The 20,089-nt window shown below is 41.6% G+C and carries 19 protein-coding genes and 1 tRNA gene; 10 read left to right on the forward strand and 10 right to left on the reverse strand.

Going from position 1 to position 20,089, the window contains the following annotated elements; translation table 11 throughout:
- Positions 1–86 precede the first annotated feature (86 nt).
- The 3 genes from DMZ48_RS03875 (at position 87) to DMZ48_RS03885 (ending at position 2,529) form a co-directional block, all read left to right on the forward strand.
- On the forward strand, positions 87–383 hold the full coding sequence (locus DMZ48_RS03875; protein WP_143953769.1) for a hypothetical protein: 297 nt from the start codon (positions 87–89) through the stop codon (positions 381–383).
- Positions 384–734: 351 nt separating this feature from the next.
- Positions 735–1,049, forward strand: a complete 315-nt coding sequence (locus DMZ48_RS03880) for a hypothetical protein (protein ID WP_143953770.1) — start codon at positions 735–737, stop codon at positions 1,047–1,049.
- Between the two features lie 112 nt (positions 1,050–1,161).
- The gene (locus tag DMZ48_RS03885; RefSeq protein WP_143953771.1) at positions 1,162–2,529 is read left to right on the forward strand and encodes a sigma-54-dependent transcriptional regulator; all 1,368 of its coding nucleotides are present in this window, start codon (positions 1,162–1,164) and stop codon (positions 2,527–2,529) included.
- Between the two features lie 10 nt (positions 2,530–2,539).
- Here the strand turns inward: DMZ48_RS03885 and DMZ48_RS03890 are convergent, their stop codons facing one another.
- Positions 2,540–4,990, reverse strand: coding sequence for an ATP-binding protein (locus DMZ48_RS03890; protein WP_143953772.1), 2,451 nt, complete (start codon positions 4,988–4,990; stop codon positions 2,540–2,542).
- 262 nt (positions 4,991–5,252) lie between these two features.
- Here DMZ48_RS03890 and DMZ48_RS03895 point away from each other — a divergent pair, with 262 nt between their 5' ends.
- Positions 5,253–7,637, forward strand: coding sequence for a TonB-dependent receptor (locus DMZ48_RS03895; protein WP_143953773.1), 2,385 nt, complete (start codon positions 5,253–5,255; stop codon positions 7,635–7,637).
- A gap of 38 nt (positions 7,638–7,675) precedes the next feature.
- On the opposite strand, the gene DMZ48_RS03900 is transcribed toward DMZ48_RS03895, so the two are convergent.
- A complete protein-coding gene (locus DMZ48_RS03900; RefSeq protein ID WP_143953774.1) occupies positions 7,676–8,119 on the reverse strand; it encodes a hypothetical protein in 444 nt (147 codons plus the stop codon).
- Between the two features lie 112 nt (positions 8,120–8,231).
- Here DMZ48_RS03900 and greA point away from each other — a divergent pair, with 112 nt between their 5' ends.
- Together greA and DMZ48_RS03910 are read left to right on the forward strand one after the other, a co-directional pair.
- Positions 8,232–8,708, forward strand: a complete 477-nt coding sequence (gene greA, locus DMZ48_RS03905; protein ID WP_143953775.1) for a transcription elongation factor GreA — start codon at positions 8,232–8,234, stop codon at positions 8,706–8,708.
- A gap of 62 nt (positions 8,709–8,770) precedes the next feature.
- Complete coding sequence (locus tag DMZ48_RS03910; RefSeq protein WP_143953776.1) at positions 8,771–9,694, forward strand: hydroxypyruvate isomerase family protein; 924 nt, start codon at positions 8,771–8,773, stop codon at positions 9,692–9,694.
- 3 nt (positions 9,695–9,697) lie between these two features.
- Here DMZ48_RS03910 and DMZ48_RS03915 read toward each other — a convergent pair whose 3' ends face one another.
- The 3 genes from DMZ48_RS03915 to DMZ48_RS03925 are packed head-to-tail and all read right to left on the reverse strand — an operon-like array spanning position 9,698 to position 11,372.
- Positions 9,698–10,192, reverse strand: a complete 495-nt coding sequence (locus DMZ48_RS03915; protein ID WP_422395432.1) for a YciI family protein — start codon at positions 10,190–10,192, stop codon at positions 9,698–9,700.
- An 18-nt stretch (positions 10,193–10,210) separates the two neighbouring features.
- On the reverse strand, positions 10,211–10,678 hold the full coding sequence (locus DMZ48_RS03920; RefSeq protein ID WP_143953842.1) for a CYTH domain-containing protein: 468 nt from the start codon (positions 10,676–10,678) through the stop codon (positions 10,211–10,213).
- Positions 10,679–10,688: 10 nt separating this feature from the next.
- Complete coding sequence (locus DMZ48_RS03925) at positions 10,689–11,372, reverse strand: Rossmann-fold NAD(P)-binding domain-containing protein (RefSeq protein ID WP_143953778.1); 684 nt, start codon at positions 11,370–11,372, stop codon at positions 10,689–10,691.
- A 69-nt stretch (positions 11,373–11,441) separates the two neighbouring features.
- Between DMZ48_RS03925 and dinB the strand changes: the two genes are divergently transcribed.
- From dinB to DMZ48_RS03945, 4 genes are all read left to right on the forward strand, one after another.
- Entirely contained in the window at positions 11,442–12,545 is a 1,104-nt protein-coding gene (dinB, locus tag DMZ48_RS03930) for a DNA polymerase IV (protein WP_143953779.1), read from the forward strand.
- A 78-nt stretch (positions 12,546–12,623) separates the two neighbouring features.
- Positions 12,624–14,015, forward strand: a complete 1,392-nt coding sequence (locus DMZ48_RS03935; RefSeq protein ID WP_143953780.1) for an exonuclease domain-containing protein — start codon at positions 12,624–12,626, stop codon at positions 14,013–14,015.
- A 130-nt stretch (positions 14,016–14,145) separates the two neighbouring features.
- A tRNA-Arg gene (locus DMZ48_RS03940) sits at positions 14,146–14,217 on the forward strand.
- Between the two features lie 76 nt (positions 14,218–14,293).
- Entirely contained in the window at positions 14,294–14,917 is a 624-nt protein-coding gene (locus tag DMZ48_RS03945; protein ID WP_143953781.1) for a hypothetical protein, read from the forward strand.
- Between the two features lie 57 nt (positions 14,918–14,974).
- Here DMZ48_RS03945 and DMZ48_RS03950 read toward each other — a convergent pair whose 3' ends face one another.
- The 5 genes from DMZ48_RS03950 to DMZ48_RS03970 all read right to left on the reverse strand — a co-directional run bounded on the left by DMZ48_RS03950 (position 14,975) and on the right by DMZ48_RS03970 (position 20,053).
- A complete protein-coding gene (locus DMZ48_RS03950; protein ID WP_143953782.1) occupies positions 14,975–15,688 on the reverse strand; it encodes a hypothetical protein in 714 nt (237 codons plus the stop codon).
- Between the two features lie 189 nt (positions 15,689–15,877).
- Positions 15,878–16,321 (reverse strand): DUF2383 domain-containing protein, encoded by a 444-nt coding sequence (locus DMZ48_RS03955; RefSeq protein ID WP_143953783.1) that lies wholly within the window; start codon positions 16,319–16,321, stop codon positions 15,878–15,880.
- Between the two features lie 160 nt (positions 16,322–16,481).
- Positions 16,482–16,862, reverse strand: a complete 381-nt coding sequence (locus tag DMZ48_RS03960; protein ID WP_143953784.1) for a hypothetical protein — start codon at positions 16,860–16,862, stop codon at positions 16,482–16,484.
- A gap of 105 nt (positions 16,863–16,967) precedes the next feature.
- The gene (locus tag DMZ48_RS03965; RefSeq protein ID WP_143953785.1) at positions 16,968–17,780 is read right to left on the reverse strand and encodes a Rossmann-fold NAD(P)-binding domain-containing protein; all 813 of its coding nucleotides are present in this window, start codon (positions 17,778–17,780) and stop codon (positions 16,968–16,970) included.
- Entirely contained in the window at positions 17,777–20,053 is a 2,277-nt protein-coding gene (locus DMZ48_RS03970; protein WP_143953786.1) for a M28 family peptidase, read from the reverse strand. The genes DMZ48_RS03965 and DMZ48_RS03970 overlap by 4 nt, the downstream gene beginning before the upstream one ends.
- Between the last annotated feature and the right edge of the window lie 36 nt (positions 20,054–20,089).

The following is a 20,089-nucleotide window of genomic DNA, read 5'->3' on the forward strand; positions in this document are numbered from 1 at the left end:
TCCCGTTGTGGAACGGTATTTTCATATATACCAGTAGTTAATAGATAACTTGAAATAAAGTAACAACTTAGAAAACACAGTATATTATGAAAAAGTTAGTTTTAGCAGCAGCTTTAGTTTTTGGTGGATTCACCGCCTTTGCAGGTACTCCTGTAATCAGCAATGATGTAAATAAAGTAATTTATTTAGGAGATTTCGTTGAAATCGATGCCTCCGATTTGCCTGCAGCAGTAACCGATGCCCTTAAGGCCGATTACCCTGAGGCAACATTATCCAAGGCTTATGTAAATGAGGATAAAACCAAATATAAGCTGGAGGTTACAATGGGCGAAGAGACTGCCACCCTCTACGCTAATGAGAATGGTGAATGGATTAAAGAGTAATAGCTTCATTTGTTTTCATTAACGAAGAAAGCCTTTCCCGGCAACGGGAAAGGCTTTTTTTATTAGCGATAGCTAGTAACATTACGTCTGCACGTTTCTCCACCCAAAATCACTATTATCACCAGTATCATTATTGTCACCAATGTCACCATTATCACGTATCAGGGTTGTATCTTTTTTACACACTTTTTGGCTATGTATACACTTTGCTATACATATTTCAAATAGGTTGAAATACTTGGATTATCTGTAAATGCTTGATATAAAAGGCTTTTAGAATGTTGTTTTGGCATTCTGACTGTATGGTATGATAATTTCATTATATAAATAAGAATTATAAATCAAATGAATATGAGAAATTTAGTTTTAGTATCAGCATTGGCATTAGGAGGGTTTACCTCATTCGCTGCAACTCCGGTTATTTTTCATGACGGAATCGCTGAGGATATATATGAAGAGGTGATCTCATTCCAGGAAGAGTTTAAAGAAATTAAAGTTGAGGAAGTTCCTCAGGCAGTTCAGGATGCTTTGGCTAATGATTTTCCGGGAGCAGAAATAGCTAAAGCCTATGTTAATGAAGCTAAAGAATACAAGCTTGAAGTTACAATGGGAGAAGAAACAGCAACCTTATATGCAAATGAAAGTGGTGAGTGGATCCAGAAATAGGACCCAGTCATAATTTGGAAACCCCGTGATGCAGTCACGGGGTTTTTTTTATGATTTTTTTAATCTTAAGCGCTTTATAACTTGCTACTTTTGTGAAAAGTAGCGCCATAATATGCCAAATATACTTCTAATTGAGGATGATGTTGCATTTTCCGCAATGCTCGAGCGATTTTTAAACAAGAACCACTTCGAAGTTATTACTAGTTATTCCTCCGCTGACGCTTTGGAAAAGTTAAGTGAGCATTCTTTCGATCTTGTTTTTACAGACCTTCGGCTTCCGGATGACGATGGGATTGCTGTTCTTTCAAAAGTGAAGGCTAAATTTCCGGGACTGCCAGTGATCCTGATGACCTCTTATGCAGAGGTTAATACGGCAGTTGAAGCTATGAAGAAAGGAGCTTTTGATTATATTTCAAAACCCTTTAATCAGGATGAAGTACTGTTGGTTATTAAGAACGCGTTACGTACTGATGTCAAGGTCCCTAAGGAAAAACCAGGCGTTGCTGCCCCTGATGAAAAACCGGGGAAGGGGTCAGGATCCAGATCTGCAAGGCAGCGTGTGAAAGGAATTAGCAATGCCTCCTCTAAACTGAATGAATACATCAATCTGGTTGCACCAACTGATATGTCTGTATTGATCATAGGTGACAGTGGTACAGGAAAAGAAGTGGTAGCCAAAGCTATCCATGACAATAGTAAACGAAAGGATTTTAATTTTGTAGCGGTGGATTGCGGTGCAATCCCCAAAGAGATCGCTGCCAGTGAATTCTTCGGTCATATCAAAGGGTCGTTTACAGGGGCCGTAAATGATAAGAAAGGACACTTTGAGGCTGCGAATAAGGGAACTATTTTTTTAGATGAAGTCGGAAATCTCTCCTATGAAAACCAGATTCAGTTATTGCGGGCATTGCAGGAAAGGAAGATCAAGCCTATCGGAAGCAACAAAGAGATCGATGTTGATATACGCCTCATAACGGCCACTAATGAAGATCTTGTAAAGGCGGTTGAAAATGGAACTTTTCGAGAAGATCTTTATCATCGATTGAATGAGTTCTCTATAAAGGTACCTTCGTTACATGACCGTAAGGAAGATCTCATGATCTTCGCAGATCATTTTCTTAAACTTGCGAATGAACAATTGGATAAAGAGGTAGTGGGGTTTTCGGATGAGGTTATCGCTCTTTTTCAGAGTTATAAATGGCCGGGAAATCTCAGGGAAATGTCGAATGTCATTAAAAGGTCGGCATTGCTTACGCATGGGGAGTTGATCTCTAAAGATGCGTTACCGGCGGAACTTGTAAACCCAAAACCTGAGCAGTCAACTGTTCGACGTTCATTTTCTACCAAGGAGAATGAAAAAGATCTGATCGTAAATGCCCTTGCAGAGGTGGATAATAATAAATCAAAAGCTGCACGATTACTAAATATCACACGAAAAACACTTTACAATAAATTAAAGGAATATAATATTGAGCCCTGACTCCAGGTGCCTACGCCTTACTTTTAATCGTTAGCATGATTCCGTCGAAGGTCTGTTCTATCGCATGTTCAAGCTTCCGGGTCTTTTCTGTTAAAATCTTCGCATCATTAATTTCAACATATTCCAGTTCGTCAAGGATCCCGGTGACCTTTCCGGCTTTGATTTGACGAAACATGGTTTGCATCTTATGGGCAAGATTCTTAACGCCATTGTAATCCGATGCATCAGCAAAGTCTTTGATCCTGATAAGGTCTTGTTTGGAATTGGCGATGAACAGTTCCAGCAATTCGATCATGGAGTCATCATCAGATAGAAAAGAGCGCAATGGACTCAGGTCGAAATCAGGTGCGGAATCTTTGGTTGCCTGATTCGTTTCAGGTATCTCCTGCAACATTTCTTCGTTGCCTAAGGCCTGGTCTATCGTTTTTAAAAGGTTTTCCGGTGAATAGGGTTTAAAAAGAAATCCGGCAAATCCGGAATCCAGATAACTACTTTTATTGAGGTCTTTTCTACCCGTAACTGCAATGATCGGCTGGTCTTTATAATTGAATTTTGGATCTGCCCGCAGGTTTTCGGCAAAATGAAAGCCGTTCATGCCGGGTAGTTGTATGTCGGTAATGATCAGGTCGTAATGTATGTTAGGAATCTCTGAAAGAGCGGTTGCTGCATCATCATAACTGTGGATGGTGAAGCCTTTGGAACGCAGCACCTCCGTAATCATTTGCAGCAAGGTTTGGTCATCATCGATAATGATGGCACTTAAATTGTGAAGTACACCGTTAGCCTCTTTTTCTTCCGTTTTTATCGGCTTGTCTGAATATGCCAAAGGCAGGGCTAAGGTGAAGGAGCTGCCTTTGCCCGCTTCAGATTCCAGCGATAAGTCTCCGCCGAGTAAGCCCGCCAGCTTTTTTGAGATGGTGAGTCCTAGTCCCGTACCTCCGTATTGTTTCTCTATGGTTTCCTCTGCCTGAGTGAACTCCTCAAAGATGGCCTGTTGCTTTTCAGGTCGAATACCAATACCGGTATCGGTTACCGTGATGGTCATGATGTCGGGGCTGTAATCACTAATTTGAGCAGCGATCAGAATACTTCCTTCCTCGGTGAATTTATAGGCATTACCCAATAAGTTGGAAAGGATCTGTTTTATACGGAAAGGATCGCCGAGCAAAGGTTTGGTGAAGGCCTTGTCGATATGAATCTTTAAACGAATTGGTTTGTCAGAATACAAGGAGCTGATCCCGTCTGCAGTATCTCTTATCAATCTTTCCAGGTCAAACGGAATGTGTTCAACCGGAATCTTACCTGCTTCGAGTTTTGTGAAATCAAGAAGGTCATCCACCAGTTTGGTCATGAAAGAAGACGAATTCCGGATACGGTCGGTATAGTACCTTTCACGGTTACTGAGATTCCCTTCCTTTAACAGTTCGGTATATCCAAGAATGGTACTCAATGGTGTTCTCATGTCATGACTAACCATCGAGATCAATTGTTCCCTGCTTTTTAATAGTGATTTGGTAAATTCATTGGAAGCTTCGATCTGCTCCCGGTATTTCTGTGTTTTCCAAAAATCGTTGAGAATTAGAATTGAAAAGATAATCACCAGAATCGCTGCGATGATCGCCGATACAGTGATCACATTCAAACTTCTTCTAAGTACTTTTTCCCGTTTCAGATTCTCTTCCCGGGATATGTTCAGGAATTCATTTTCGAAGGCTGAAAGAATCTCCCGAAGCTGCTGGGAGGTGGTAAGGTCATTCTGTAATAATTGATTTTCTTTTATGGTGAGTGTTAGTTTCTGTTGCGAAACTTCTTCACGAATGTCTTCCAGCATAGCTCTGGAGGCGATCACCAGCGAGTCCAGTGTTTTTTCGTCTACAGTATTGGTGGAGTCACGGGGGATGTTGCGATTTAGGATATTGATCCATTCCTGTAATTGCTGCCTGCGTTCAAGAGGTATAGTGGAAGGACTGGCAACAAAATCGGTTAAGGAAAGTCTTCCAAGGGTTTCTTCAATATTGGAGAATTTAGCGATGGCCTTTTCCAAAGCCTTTTCGGCATTATCACTATGTCTGATCTGACGGAGATCCCTTATGTTGTTCACTTTCTGGCGGATGAGCAGTTTAACACTGTCGAGAAGTTTTTGCTGATGATCATTGATGACCATTTTTTGTAGGGAGTCGATCTCAACGATGATCGATTCATTCTTATTGAGGTAATTCTCGAAGGGCTCTTCCCGATTTGACTGAATCGCAGACCTGGCAAAGCTTTCACTCTCATAAAGCAGGTTCAGTAATTTGCCAATCCTTATGATCTTATTCTTTTCCAGCGTATCATCCTCCTGAGCGCGGGTAAATGAATTGATCTCATTATAGACGATCTTCCCAACAACCACAACCAGTAAGGCGAGTGCGATATAGCTGATCAGTACCTTTACCGTTATTCTCCTTTTCGAGTTATTCATAAGAGCTCACTTACCCAGGCATTAACATAAGTTATTAAAATTAAATGAAAATCTGTCGTTATATTGTTATACTATTCATAATTTTGCGCCGTCTCAAAGGGGTGCCTTACATTCAGGCTGAGATCATACCCGTAGAACCTGGAACAGGTAATGCTGTTTAGGGAAACGTATTTTACATTGTTGAACGGTGTAAAGTATATAATCACATAATTAGTTTAATCAAAGAATAATGACCCCTTTTATTCGTATTGAAATATTACGAATGAAAAGTTTATTCGCTACCTTATTTTTTCTTTTACTCTCCTTGTCGGCAATAACCGCACAGGAATATAAAGTTTTTGGAACCTTTAAGGATCCGCAACAAGTACCGATGGCTGGCGTCAGTGTCACCCTGGAAGATTCGACAATGGGCACGGTTACTGACAGCTCGGGTTATTATGAGTTGTGGGTTCCTGCAGGAGAGCACACTTTTGTTTTCAGTTATTTCACATCAGAGCCTTTAAAAAGAAGGTTAAAGGTGTCAAAGAATACGGAATTGAATATACACTTGAATGAGGATGATATCATGCTGGATGAGGTGCTGGTATCGGCCATTCGGGTTAGTGGACAAGCGCCTGTAACCTATTCAAATCTTACTGCCGATGAGATCCAACCCAGAAACCTTGGACAGGATATACCGGTGCTCATGAACTATATGCCTTCGGTTGTCACAACCTCAGATGCCGGTGCGGGTGTAGGTTATACAGGGATTCGGGTGCGTGGTAGTGATGCTACCAGAGTCAATGTTACGATCAATGGAATTCCGTATAACGATGCGGAATCACATGGGACCTTCTGGGTGAATATGCCTGATTTTGCATCTTCTGTTCAGGATCTGCAATTGCAGCGAGGGGTAGGAACCTCCACCAATGGTTCCGGAGCTTTCGGAGCCAGTTTAAACCTGCTTACAGATAAGGTCTCTGAAGAAGCCTTTGCGGAGATTTCCACTGGAGCAGGTAGTTTTAATACCTTTAGAAACAATATCAAGTTCAGCACCGGATTGATGAACGATCATATCGAAGTATCCGGAAGGCTTTCAAGAATCAAATCAGACGGCTATGTCGATCGGGCTTCCTCCGATCTGGAATCCTATTTTCTGCAGGCGGCTTATGTCGATAAGAATACCCTGATCAAGGCTTTGCTATTTGGTGGCCATGAAATCACCTATCAGTCCTGGAATGGAGTTGAGGATCCGGCCTTACTGGAAACGCACCGTACCTTTAATAGTGCAGGAGCGATCTATGATGAAGAAGGGAATATCGTTGATTATTATGATAACGAGGTCGACGATTACAAACAAGACCATTTTCAATTGCATTGGGGACAAGCCTGGAACAGTAACTGGAGTACGAATCTGGCATTTCATTATACCCGTGGCAGAGGGTTCTTCGAACAGTACAGACAGGATGATGATTTTGAAACTTATGGATTGACCCCGATCATGGTCGACGGACAACTCCTCAATACTACCGATCTTATCAGAAGGCGCTGGTTGGACAATGATTTTTATGGAACAACCTTTTCGGCGACCTATGCTGATAATAGTGCGTTCAACCTGATCTTAGGCGGAGCCTGGAATAAGTATGAGGGGGATCATTTTGGAGAAATTATCTGGGCGAGATATGCTTCTGATAGTGATTATCATGACCGATATTATGATGATAATTCTCTGAAAACTGATTTTAACCTATATGCTAAGGCTGATGTGAAGATCAGTGAGGCATGGAGTCTTTTCGGGGATCTGCAGTATCGTACCGTGCATTATACGGCAAACGGAGCTGAAACGGGAATCGTGGATGATACCTTTGATTTCTTTAATCCTAAATTCGGGGTGACCTATACACTCAATGATACAAATCACTTGTATCTTTCCTATGCCCGGGCTCATCGTGAACCGAACCGAAATGATTATGAAGGCGGTAGTCCGAATCCGGAAAAACTGAATGATTTTGAATTGGGATGGCGTTTTAATACTTCAGGGATGCGCATCAATACCAATGTCTATTATATGAGGTATAAAGATCAGCTTGTTTTAACAGGTGAGTTGAATGATGTCGGTGCACCGCTTCGGGAAAATGTTGGAGACAGCTACCGACTGGGTCTTGAAGTAGATGCTATGGTAATGCTCAGTGATCATTTTGTATGGCGCCCTAATGTAGCGCTCAGTGAAAACCGAAATCTTGATTTCTATTTTGAAAGAAATGGAATACTGACAGACCTGGGTAATACCCATATCTCTTATTCTCCCGGAATCGTTGCCGGAAATATGATTACCTGGATGCCTGTAACCGGTCTTCAGATGAGCTTCCTGAGCAAATATGTTTCCAGTCAGTATCTCGGGAATATCGATACTAACTCCTCAAAGCTTGATGCTTATTTTGTGAATGATCTGAACTTGCAGTATGAATGGAAGCCACAATGGGTATTCGATTCGATCATCCTAAGCGGACTCGTGAATAATATCTTTGACGAAAAATATATTTCCAATGGATATTATTATACTTATGATGTTCCTGAAGCAGATGATTCCGTAACCACTTATGACGGTGTCGGGTACTATCCACAGGCAGGAATTAACTTCCTGGTTGGGGCTACTTTTAAATTTTAAAGTAATACGAAAATAAGAGACTGTGGGCGTCCTACAGTTTAATTTGAAACACGGAGAATAGTGCCGCTACCGGTCACCTGATAATTCAGGAGGCCGTAGGCCCTTTCTCCCTCAGGTAATTCACTGAGTATGGCTCCATTCACCAGACTGTATAGGTAATCATCACAACTACATCGGCAATTTACACCGCCTTCGATCTTCATCGTAGAACAGGCACTCGGTGTATGGTTCGGGCAACTGGCTTCCCATGCGAGAAAATTCCCAAATCCCTGATTGATCACGATGATCCCTTTGATACCGACATTCGTCCCGCCGATATAAATAGCACTGCCCGGAGTGTTCAGATTTCCATATTGAGGCAGGTTGAGATTTATATCATAAGAGAACTTTGGTTCGACCAAATAAGGGTTCCGGTCAGAAGTGGAATTGTCGCATGAAAGTGCGAGGAAAATAGTCAGCAGTAGGAGGAATTTATGTCGCATAAAAAATGTTGTGTGGCAATTTACAATAAAATTACAGTTGATTAAAATTTTGTATATTTGTATAAATCCTCTTTGAGAAAGGGGATTTTTTGTATTTATTAACGAAGAAGTTATGAGTAAAGTATCTTATTATACAGAAGCAGGTATAAAAAAACTCAGGGAGGAGTTGGATCAATTAAAGAGTATTGAGCGTCCGAAAGCATCGCAGGCTATCGCGGATGCACGTGATAAAGGAGATCTTTCTGAGAATGCTGAATATGATGCTGCCAAAGAAGCACAGGGATTGCTGGAAATGCGAATTTCCAAGCTTGAAGAAACATTGGCAAATGCAAGGGTAATCGATGAGTCATCGCTGGATACTTCAAAAGTTCTTGTTCATTCCAATGTAAAGATCAAGAATCAGGCAAATGGAATGGAAATGAAATACAAACTGGTAGCAGAAAGCGAAGCTGATCTTAAAACCGGGAAGATATCTGTGAGTTCACCTATCGGAAAAGGACTGCTAGGGAAAAAGGTCGGAGAGATCGCTGAGGTAAATGTGCCTAACGGAACTTTGAAATTTGAGATCCTGGAAATATCAAGAGACTGAGTTTCTACCAGAATTTCAGACAGATTACTTATCTTAAAGGCTGAAAATTCAATCAGCCAACCATGCAAAGACGAAAATTTATTCGCAATTCAATAGCAACAATGGGGGCTTCGGTTATATCAACCGGAGCTTCGGCATTTAATATCACTTCCTTTCAGGAGCAGAAAACATCCTTCCGACTTAATTATGCACCACATATAGGTATGTTTAAGGAACTGGGAGGCAAAAGTGTGGTCGATCAGTTAAGATTTATGGCCGCCAGTGGATTCCGTGCTTTTGAAGATAATGAAATGCGTAACCGACCTATTGCGGAACAAGAGCAGATGGCTGAAACAATGGCTTCTCTCAAAATGCAGATGGGTGTTTTTGTGGCGCACGAGATCTATTGGGATAAACCGAACCTCGCCAATGGTGATTCCGGTCTCAGGGATAAATTTCTACAGGAGATTGAGGATTCAGTGACAGTAGCCAAGAGAGTAAAGGCGCGGTGGATGACGGTGGTACCCGGTCATGTTGACCCGAGGTTGAGTGTCGGTTATCAGACCGCTAATGTTATTGAGAGTTTGAAACAGGCCGCAGCCCTGTTGGAACCCCATGGGTTGATTATGGTACTGGAGCCACTGAATTTTCGTGATCACCCGGGGATGTTCTTAAATCGTTCCGATCAGGCCTATGAGATTTGTAAAGCCGTTGATTCTTCGGCTTGTAAGATCCTGTTTGATGTCTATCATCAACAGATCCAGGAAGGTAACCTGATACCGAATATCGAAGCTTGCTGGGATGAGATCGCGTATTTCCAGATGGGAGATAATCCGGGTAGGAAGGAACCGTATACCGGTGAGATCAATTATCAGAACGTTTTTAAATACATATACAGCCGAGGATTTGACGGTGTGCTTGGGATGGAGCATGGAAATTCCTTGTCAGGAGCAGAAGGCGAACGTAAAGTTATTGAGGCGTATCGTAAGGCAGATAACTTTATGTGACTGCTAACGTAAAGGAAATCCCTTTGCCGCCCACCATGGGTGGATTTCGATCACTAACCTTCCGGAACGTACCATAGGGTCTAATCCCGCAAGACTATCTGCCATCTTCTGAGTGGGGACATTATAAATGGTAATTCCGCGTATTTCTCCGTCATCACCAAACGGTCCTGAAATGTCTGCATACCCTGCTTCGTACATTCGTCCAAGATGGGCGAGATGCAGTCGTTGTAAGCTGTCTGCAACTTCCTTGGATTGAGAACGGTTTGGACCTGATTTTAGAAAAGCAATGAAGTATTGCTGCATCAGGATCGTATCTCCTGTTTGTTCATCAACGTAATCAAAGATCTGATACCCCTGATCGGTAAGACGCTTTTTGACCGAGGCGATAGTGGGTTTATCGACGGAATCTTTTACGGGTAATTCAGTTGATTCGCCCTTTACCTGTACACCATTACAGGCGCAAAGAATCGAAATCATAAAAGCATACAATATTCGCATCTCTATTTAAGTTTAATATTACCACGTAGTATAGGGAGCGGAACTCAGGCAGGCATTGTAATAGCGTTTATCTCCGGTCACTTCCAGCCCAAGCCAGTCTGGTTTTTCGAATGATTCCGACTCATCATTAAGTTCGATCTCTGCGATTACCAGTCCTTCATTCTCACCATAGAATTCATCGACTTCAAACACATGACCTTTAAAGTCCACTTCATATCTCGTTTTATCGATGACGGCAGTTTCACTAAGTTCAAGAAGGGCTTCGGCTTCATTTTTCGGGATTTCCTTTTCCCATTCAAACCGTGTTGTTCCAGTATCATTAGATAAGCCTTTTACGGTCATATATGCCAGGTCATCAGCAATGCGTACTCTAACGGTACGTTCGGGGTGCGTATTCAGATAACCCTGAGCGATTCTTCTTTGGGTTTTAGCCATTCGGCGGTATTCGTTACCTGTAACCAGAAATTTTCTTTCGATCTCCTTCATAGCGGTAAAGCTAATTAATTTTACCGATTTGGAGAATCTCATCGTTCTCTATGATCTGTTTGTCAATCGGATCGTTCGACAGGGATATCATAGTTCGTGCGATGGCTTCAGGTGAAACGGAACGATACTTTTTTAAAGGTCCTGCCATGAGTGGATTAAGCAGGCTCATGGCGAGTTTTGAGATCCATTCCGCAGTTCTCACTTCCTTTCGGTTCCCGGTGATCAGGGAAGGTCTGAGGATGAACGTATGGGGTATTTGCATTGAGATCACTTTCTTTTCCATTTCACCCTTAATACGATTATAAAAAATCCTACTTTCCGTATTTGCACCGATAGCAGAGATCACAGAAAAGACGGGAATCTCATTGCTTTTACTCAATCTTGCGGCAGCAAAGGGAATCCCGAGATCGATCTTTCGGTAGAGGTCAAGATCAGGAGTTTTTTTTCGAGTTGTACCAATACAACAAAAAACTTCATCAGCCTTAAAATGGTCGCGATAAAGGTTAAGCTTGAAAAGATCGATAAGATATTCTTCGATCTTCGGGTACCTGAGCCCTATTGACTTTCTTGAAAACAAAATCAACTTTTCATAGCGATCATCTTTGAGTAATAAATGGAGGAGTTCTTGTCCGGTGAGGCCGGTAGCCCCTAGTATTATAGCGGTTTTTTTATGTGTATCCCCTTCGTGGTTCATGTGCTCCCTAAACTTTCCTGAAATAAAAAATTCGATAAGTCTTGCTCTAATTTAAGTTAATTTTGTGGTATGACCGAAGATCCATTGTTAAGAAAAATAATTCATATCGATATGGATGCATTTTATGCTTCTGTAGAGGAATTGGACGATCCGTCTTTGGTTGGAAAACCGGTAGCCGTTGGAGGAAGTGAGAAAAGAGGGGTGGTTTCCACTGCAAATTATGAGGCCCGAAAGTATGGGGTCAGAAGTGCTATGTCGGGAGTTATGGCGCGTAAAAAATGCCCGGATCTGATTTTTGTGAGGCCGAGATTTGAACGTTATAAGGAGATCTCACACAGGATCCGTAAAATATTCTTTGATTATACCGATCTGGTAGAACCACTATCGCTGGATGAAGCCTATCTGGATGTAACCCGGAATAAGAAAGGAAATCCCTCTGCAACTATGATAGCCACCGAGATCCGGGAACGAATCTTAAAAGAGACCGGGCTTACATCCTCTGCAGGAATCTCTATCAACAAATTCATAGCGAAAATCGCCAGTGATATCAATAAACCAAACGGACAAAAAACCGTCAATCCGGAGGAGGTGGTATCCTTTCTTGAAGACCTGGAGATACGGAAGTTCTACGGAGTCGGTAAAGTTACTGCAGATAAAATGTATCGTTTGGGAATCTTCACAGGAAGGGATCTTAAAAATCGTACCCTGGAGTTCCTTGAACAGGAATTTGGAAAATCCGGCAAGCACTATTATCAGGTGGTCAGGGGAATCCATAACAGTTCGGTAAAACCGCATCGTATTCCTAAGTCTATAGGGGCTGAACGAACTTTTGATGATAACCTGAGCAGTGAGATATTCATGGCCGACAGATTAAAGGCGATCGCCGAGGAATTGGACCGGCGTTTGAAAAAATCCGGAGTAGCCGGAAAAACGGTAACGCTAAAGATCAAGTACAGCAATTTCAGGTTACAGACACGAAGCAGAACGCTCGACTATTTCATTTCGGATAAAAGCCTGATAATCGATACAGCCAATTCGCTTTTGTATCAGGAAAAACTGGAAGACTCCGTTCGCTTGCTCGGTATCACACTTTCTAATTTGAACAATGAAAAGCCAGTTAACAAGGAATCACAGAAGGAAAGTGTTTCCGTGCAGTTAAAATTTGAATTTTAAGAAGATCCTAAAGGTTTGTGCACGATTAATCGGTTATTTTTGTAGTTACGGAATTCCTGAAAATTCAAGTAGATACGTATGAAATTTGCCATTATCGATGTTGAAACAACCGGAATGAGCAGTATGGGTAACCGCATCACCGAGATCGCCATCGTTATTCATGATGGAGAAAAGGTATTGGATCGGTTTCATACCCTGGTCGATCCTCAAACCGCGATTTCTCCCTATGTAGTTCGACTCACAGGAATTGATAATGATATGGTTAACGGTGCGCCTTTATTCGAGGATATCGCAGCGGAGATCCAGTCATTGACGAAGGAATGTATTTTCGTCGCTCATAATGTTAACTTTGATTATAACGTGATCAGAAGTGAATTCCAAAGAATACAGATTGATTATACCCGGAAGAAACTTTGTACCGTACGCTTATCCAGAAAGATCTTTCCGGGATTCCGGTCTTACAGCCTTGGCAGATTATGTAGTACTTTGGAAATTCCTTTAAATGATCGCCATCGTGCAATGGGTGATACCAATGCTACAGTTTTGTTGTTCGAAAAACTTCTGGAGGCCGATTCAAAAGGTGAGATCAAAAAGCAACTCAATCCAAGAACCGGAGAATCAAGTTTGCCTTCCCTATTGCCAAAGTCGGTTTTTGACGGGATACCAGATGCTCATGGCGTTTATTATTTTAAGGATGCCAACGGGAAGATCATCTATGTAGGTAAGGCCAAAAGCCTTCGGAAAAGGGTGTTGGGGCATTTTTATGATAAAACCGCCAGAGAGGTTGCTATGTGCAGGGATACCGCTGATATTGATTTTGAACTCAGTGGCTCAGAACTAATAGCATTGCTGATGGAGTCTGAAGCTATAAAACATCATTATCCTAAATATAACCGCGCTCAGAAGCATACCAATAAAGGGTTTGGGATACTGTATTATAAGAACCGTAACGGAATACTCCAAATGGGGTTCAATCCTTTAAAACTGGTGTCACAGCCTCTTTATGTGTGTTATAACCAAACAGAATGTATCGCATTCCTGGAGAACCTCTGTGAAACGTATAACCTTTGTCCGAAGTTTATGCAATTACAACCTTCTGGAAATGTGTGTAATCATTATAAACTTAATTCCTGTCAAGGGATCTGCAGAGACGAAGAGGATATCGATGCCTATAATGAAAGGGTTCGGCAGGCGATAAATTCCGTAAGGGATGAGGTGGAGAGTTATATTCTTATCGAAAAGGGTAGAAAAGAAGGAGAAGAAGCTTTCGTGATGGTGGAGGATGGCGTTTATCTGGGATATGGCTTTTTACCTGACGAGATTCAGATCAACCATTTTGAGGAATTTAAAGATTTTTTGGAGCGACGTTATAACAATAGTGATATTTACAGGATTCTAAGGCAATATATCAATGCTCATGAAAGGATCAGGATGGTTAGTCCTGCTGCCTTCAAAACGATGAATAATTGAAGGGAAGAGCTGAGACTTGTAAAGTTTTTTAAAAAGGTTAACGGCCTATTTTTGAATAGTATTCCTTTTTTAATTCAATTTGGTAATTGCTAATAAAATCCTTTTATTTTTGCACGTGAAGTTAAGTTTTGGCCCCGTAGTTCAAGGGATAGAATAGAAGTTTCCTAAACTTTAGATCCAGGTTCGAGTCCTGGCGGGGCTACATATCTTAACCAGGAAAGTCAGAACTTGAGTGTATTCTCATAAGAGACTTTGATATAAACTGATAATAAAACAGCATGTATTTAAGATCCGGAAAATTCAGTAATAGATCCACCAGGTTCTGGTTATCCACAATCGTTCTGCGATCCGGTTTGATATTATTGCTACTGGCAAATGCTTCCTGTGGAGACGGTGAGAAAAAGGAGGTGCCTGAAGAAATAAAGCAAGCCGTATCGTCCTTTACACAACTTCCAGACACTTTTAATCTTTCGGATGTTTCCCGGAAAGAGATCGACACCTGGAAACGCTTCAGAGAATTCGAGAAAGAAATGGAAACCTTTCGTGTGAAGACCAGTGGAGATCTTAGCTTTAGTACGGAGCAGTTACTGGTTATCGACACCTTGCTTCAGAAGGATACCATCCCTCCAAAATTCGATAATCGGGCCATCAAAAGCCGATTGATCGTCATCAGTACTTTCATCCATAAACTCGATGCGCAATTGGGAGGGAATACCAGAGCTAAGGATATCGATAATACACGTGAAAAACTTATGGAGGCGTATAACGGACTCCGTTATCAGATCGCTGATGTACTTACTGATAAAGTTTATGAGGACTTTCTCGAAGTCGGAGAAATTCCTGATAGCACAGCCACAAGGATTCCCGATCCTAAGTCAAGAGAACAATTACAGGAAAATTAAAGGATTAAATGCAATCCTATAGAATAAAAAAGGCTGATCATTCAATCAGCCTTTTTTTTAATTCTTATTCTCTGTTGCTGCAGGGTTAGCTGCCGCTTCCTTTTGTTTCAGGAGCAGATCTCGTATATGTTTTGCGGTAAGATAATTTGGAGCTATTGCGATAGCTTCATCGATATATTTTACAGCGGTATCTATGTCGGTTTTATCCTTGTTGTAATGAAGCAATCCTTCCTGATATTTAAAAGCAGCCTTGATCGGTACCTGGTAAGGTGGTTTGCTGTCATAAAAAGGAAGCATTTGATCATCCTTAGCATTTTCCAACCCATATTTTATATAGGTTTCTGCTTCTACTGTTTTTCCTATCTGAAGATTCAGGTCAACGAGTTCGTAGGCAAGATACACATCAGGCGTTCTGCTGAACAAAATGTCGAATTGCTGTACGGCAAGTTGCGGCTGGTTCAAGGACTTTAGTGAAATCGCTTTCACTTCCACGGCAAGGTCTGATGCCTGAGTGTCCTTTTCAGTTCCTAAAAGGTTTATGGCCTGAACATGTTGGTTTGTATTCGAATAATAATAGGCCAGCGTATCTGTTCTGGCCGCATCGGGAGCGATCACATTGAGGTGGGTAAGCGCATCGATTGCACCTCGGATGTCTCCTTGTTTTTTCATTTGTTTATAGAACGCCTCATAGTGCTTGGTGAGCACGGCATCCGACTGTGCAAAAGCACCTCCGGTAAGGATCATTGCAAGAATGACTAAGCTCTTCTTCATAATAGTTTCAGTTATATGACCCGGGCTGAATGCAGCGCTTTGAAAAGCATCAATATTCAGGCGGTATCTGTTTTGCGATTTGGCCAAAACTATTAAAATATTTCAATTAAAATGCCAAAACCCTGCTAAAGTATTGTTGTATTAGCGGATAATTATGGGAAAATCTTGGTTATGATGTAATTCCTGAAGTTAAAAGGGTTGTTTTAAGGATTCTTCCATTTCCATCTTTTGTTCCAAAGATTTCAGAATTTCCGAATGCTGGATCCGTAGGAGGTTTAACGTAGTTTCTCCCCACCAGCTGTTGCGGATTAGATTTTCATATTCCTGAAGCATGTTCTCTTCTGCCATAATGCATTGACGGTAGATGGTAGGAACATCCTTTTTAAGGATAGCATCCCAGTCGATATAACGTGGATTTTGCATTTCGGAGGAAGCGATCTCCCCACCGAGATGCTGGATTTCACTGGAAATCTGATGAATGAATGTATTTTTGGATTGGGCCTGAGTAAACAGGAAGCGCTTGAGGCCCGCATGTATAACCCGGTTCAATCCTTCGAGATATTCTTTTTCAGCTTCCATCTGACGTTGTAGCAGCCTGTTAAGGGATTCAAGAATGTTCGTGTTATTCATCATTTGCTAATGGTTAGTTGAATTATAAATTTCGTAAATACGTTTGAATATTTAAAAAGAATTTTTGATCTAAAAAAAGAAAAGAGTACCTCAAATGATACTCTTTTCTTTCAACTAACCAAACCTAACCAACTAACTAAATATTGGCTCTTAAGAAATCTGTCTAGGATTTGCCGATCCTTCTGAATTTTAGCAGATTTCTGTAATATTGTAAACTTTCCTGATCCGTTTCGAGCAACGAAATCACAAAATCGTCAAGATTTTCATAATCAAGAGTAACTCTTGAAAAAGCCGATTTGATCATCGGATTCTTTTCCACCGTAACATTGACTCTGAGAATTATCTTTTTATTCCGGTGGTCAAAAAACACTTCTCTGGCATTGAAGTATTTTTTGATTACCGCTGTTGCAACATTGTCAAATTCTGAGATCTCGGTGTATTCCTGAATTTCCCCGCAATAGTAGCGTACAATTTCAGTCATTTCATCGATCAGCACAGCGGTGGGTATTTGGGTTTCCTGCATATGGTTTTTTTCCTTTTCCATTATAAATCTAGCTATCAATGATATTTGAAAGCAAATTTAGGTGTTTACTTTAACCAGAATTTAACTAGCTGTTTATTAAACTGTTAAGGAATTTAACTTGTAGGATCATACCAGTGGTACTTCGTAAGAAAAACCAGTGACTTTATCGGTATAAGTAGTAATGATGGTTTTTCCTTTAAAATCCGCACCTGATTTGAATTCCGGAAGAGGAAGCTCCATTTTTTTTGCAACATCTCTGTAGTATTCCATTCGGGAAGGATGATAGGGATGAACCCCGTGATAGATAGATTCTTTTCCGGGATCATGAATCAGTTTGCAGATCAACCGGATGGCATCCTGACGATGGATCAAATTAACCGGCGCCAGACCATCGGGTATTTCAGTTCTTCCAGATAGCCTTGTCACCGGATGACGGTCAGCTGCGATCAGGCCGCCAAGTCTTAGTATTCGGGTGCTTACCGGTAACTGTTCCAGAAGTAATCTTTCCGTTGTGGCCAGTTGTTTTCCACTTTCGGTTTCAGGGTTTGGTGTTGAATGCTCGTCATAGGTACCGTGGTCATTGGCAAAAACCGAGGTACTACTGATGAATAGTACCGGAGCGACCTTATGGGTGTTCAGATAGGGGATGATCTGGCCAATTTGTGTGGTGAAATTCTTATCAGGATCACTACGAAGCCCTGGTGGAATCGCAATCACGAGTGTTTCAATTTCATTTAGGAATTCATCCAGATCACCGACGATTTCCTTTTCTTGAAGGGTAAGTAATCTGGGGTCGATACCCGATGCCTTCAATACGCCGGATTTAACCTCTGAAGTAGTACTGCCTTTCACCGTATAACCTTTGTTTACCAACTGTGCTCCCAATGGTAATCCTAACCATCCACACCCTAAAATTCCTATGTTTCCGGATCTGCTCAAAGCTGTAATGTTTTTTTAAGTATAATAGCATCATTGAGAACAAAAGGCATTGGTATGGTGTTTTCAGGTCTTGGAGGGACCGTAAACAATGGATTTGTCAACAGGTCGAAGGATGCTTCATAGAATTGTAATTCCGGATGTTCAGAGCTTGGGAAAGAGATTTCGATCGTAGTGGTTGCATTATCAGAAATGAAATGTGTGAAGAGTCTTGAACCACGAAACTTGAGATAGTCTGCATTATAACGTACGCCATTAACAGTGCAGGCAGAAATATTTTTGGAATCGGTAATCACTTCTAGTCTGTTGACATTTCTATGAGGGATCACACATAGTTCCAGGGTTCGAACTTCTCCAATAATCGTATCCTTAAGCGTCTGTATGCCGGTCTGAGGTATGTCTTTGGTTTCTGTAGCAGTCATATAACTGAGACTGGTCTTGTATTTACTGCTGAAGTCAGAGACATCGGAGTCTTCATTTGTAAGGGACTGATCCACATAGTTACTTACCCAGGAATCTTCATAGGTATTGTAAGTGGCCCACCAGGCTTTGTTCTGATCCGTATCCTGTAAAAAGATCAGGCTGTTGGGGAAGGGCCTTTCGGGGGTGAAATCCGATTTTGCATGTGCGATAAAAAAGCAGATTAAGAATGCTAAAAACCCTGAAATACCCAGCGCTCTTTTCGCTTTGAAGGCCATAGTAACCGGTAGAAGAAGACCAAATAATAACACCGTAAAGAGACTTGAACTAACCAGCATTTTTAGTCCGAGTCCTACCGGGAACATCTTGATGAAAGGGGTGAATATCCATAATGCCGGAAGGCAAAGTAAAAGCATCAATATCGGTGAAGGCAACTTCTGACGAATAAGTATGGTCATGCAGAGGATGATGAAAAATACGGGGATCATAAAGAAAGAGGCTCCTTCAAGATAGAACACCATTGCACCACTTAACAGGATCCAGAATAGTATCGGTGCGATCAGCAGGGAAGGAATTTCTTCTTTATCAGCTTTTCTGTAAATCATGAAACACAATGCGGTGTTTAATGCCACAAGCGTTGCAATATACCAGTAACCATTATAGGTGAACCCATGGAGGATATCCTGGTAAGCGGGATATACGGATTTTAAGGCAGGCCAGGAAAAGTATCCGATAGCTCCATTCAGTACTAAGGCAAACAGGAAATACTGAAATCCTTTTCCGGTACCTTTGCCATTTATTCTTCCTTTTTTAAATCCATAGAAGATCACTCCGATGAAGCTAAAGCAAAGTAAAATGAAAAGCGGTAGGTTCCATTCGAAGGGATAATAAATAAGCCCGGCAAAGGGAAAGTCAAAATAGACCAGATCCTCCTGGCTTTTAAGTTTCAGGGGGTGTTTGCTGAAGTAATTCATCAGAGGAACGAGATAGGAGGCCTGATGTGCTATCGATCGGCGATCCATCCGGTCGTAATTATCCATGGCGGTATGGTAATCAAAATGATCACCTATGAAGGCGAAATTGAACCCGTTGATGTCTGCATCTTCCCTGAAAACAGTTAGATCGGTATCGTTGGGGAGAATTTTATAAATGCTGTAGAAAAGAGAATTGGCTACCGGATATTTGACTCCTGCCGCCGCAAAGGCTTTGATCAGTTTCTCATTTCCTGAATTTGTTTCTAATAAGGTATAGCTCGGACCACCACTGCCTCGTGCTTCAAAGTTCAGGATGAGTCCGACCTCTTTTTTTAGCGGACTTTTATCTACAAATAATTGGGCTCCGTTGAGTCCCAGTTCTTCACCATCCGTAATTAAAATAATGATATCATTTTCAGGTTGTTCTTCTGAAGCCATTATACTTCGGGTTGCTTCCAGGATCACGGCTACTCCGCTTGCGGCATCACTCGCTCCTAATGCGGAATGCGGATTGCTGTCATAGTGTGACATCAGCATTAATGCACTTCCCGGGTTCTTTCCAGGAATTCTCGCTACAACATTTTCAGCTTTGCTAAGATTACCCCAGTCACCGCCTGTATAACCCGATTGTACCTCCGGAGAAAGTCCGGCATCTTTGAGCGTTTGTACGATATAGTCTCTGACGGCAGTGTGGGATTCGGTGCCCGGGTAATGAGGTTGCTTTGCCATGAAGGCCACATGCTTCAGTGCATTGTCCAGATTAAAGGTAGTTGAAGAAAAGTCTGTATCTGTTGGGGAATAGGAAGGGGTCATGGTCTGATAACGCCAGAGGATGGCTGCGATCATGAAGATGGCTGTTAGAAAAACGTAGATATTTCTCATAGTTGGTAACGTAAGTTTTGAACGGTGTAGTAAATA

It is taken from the genome of Robertkochia solimangrovi (assembly GCF_007279655.1).
In the GTDB taxonomy this organism is placed as follows: Bacteria; Bacteroidota; Bacteroidia; order Flavobacteriales; family Flavobacteriaceae; genus Robertkochia; species Robertkochia solimangrovi.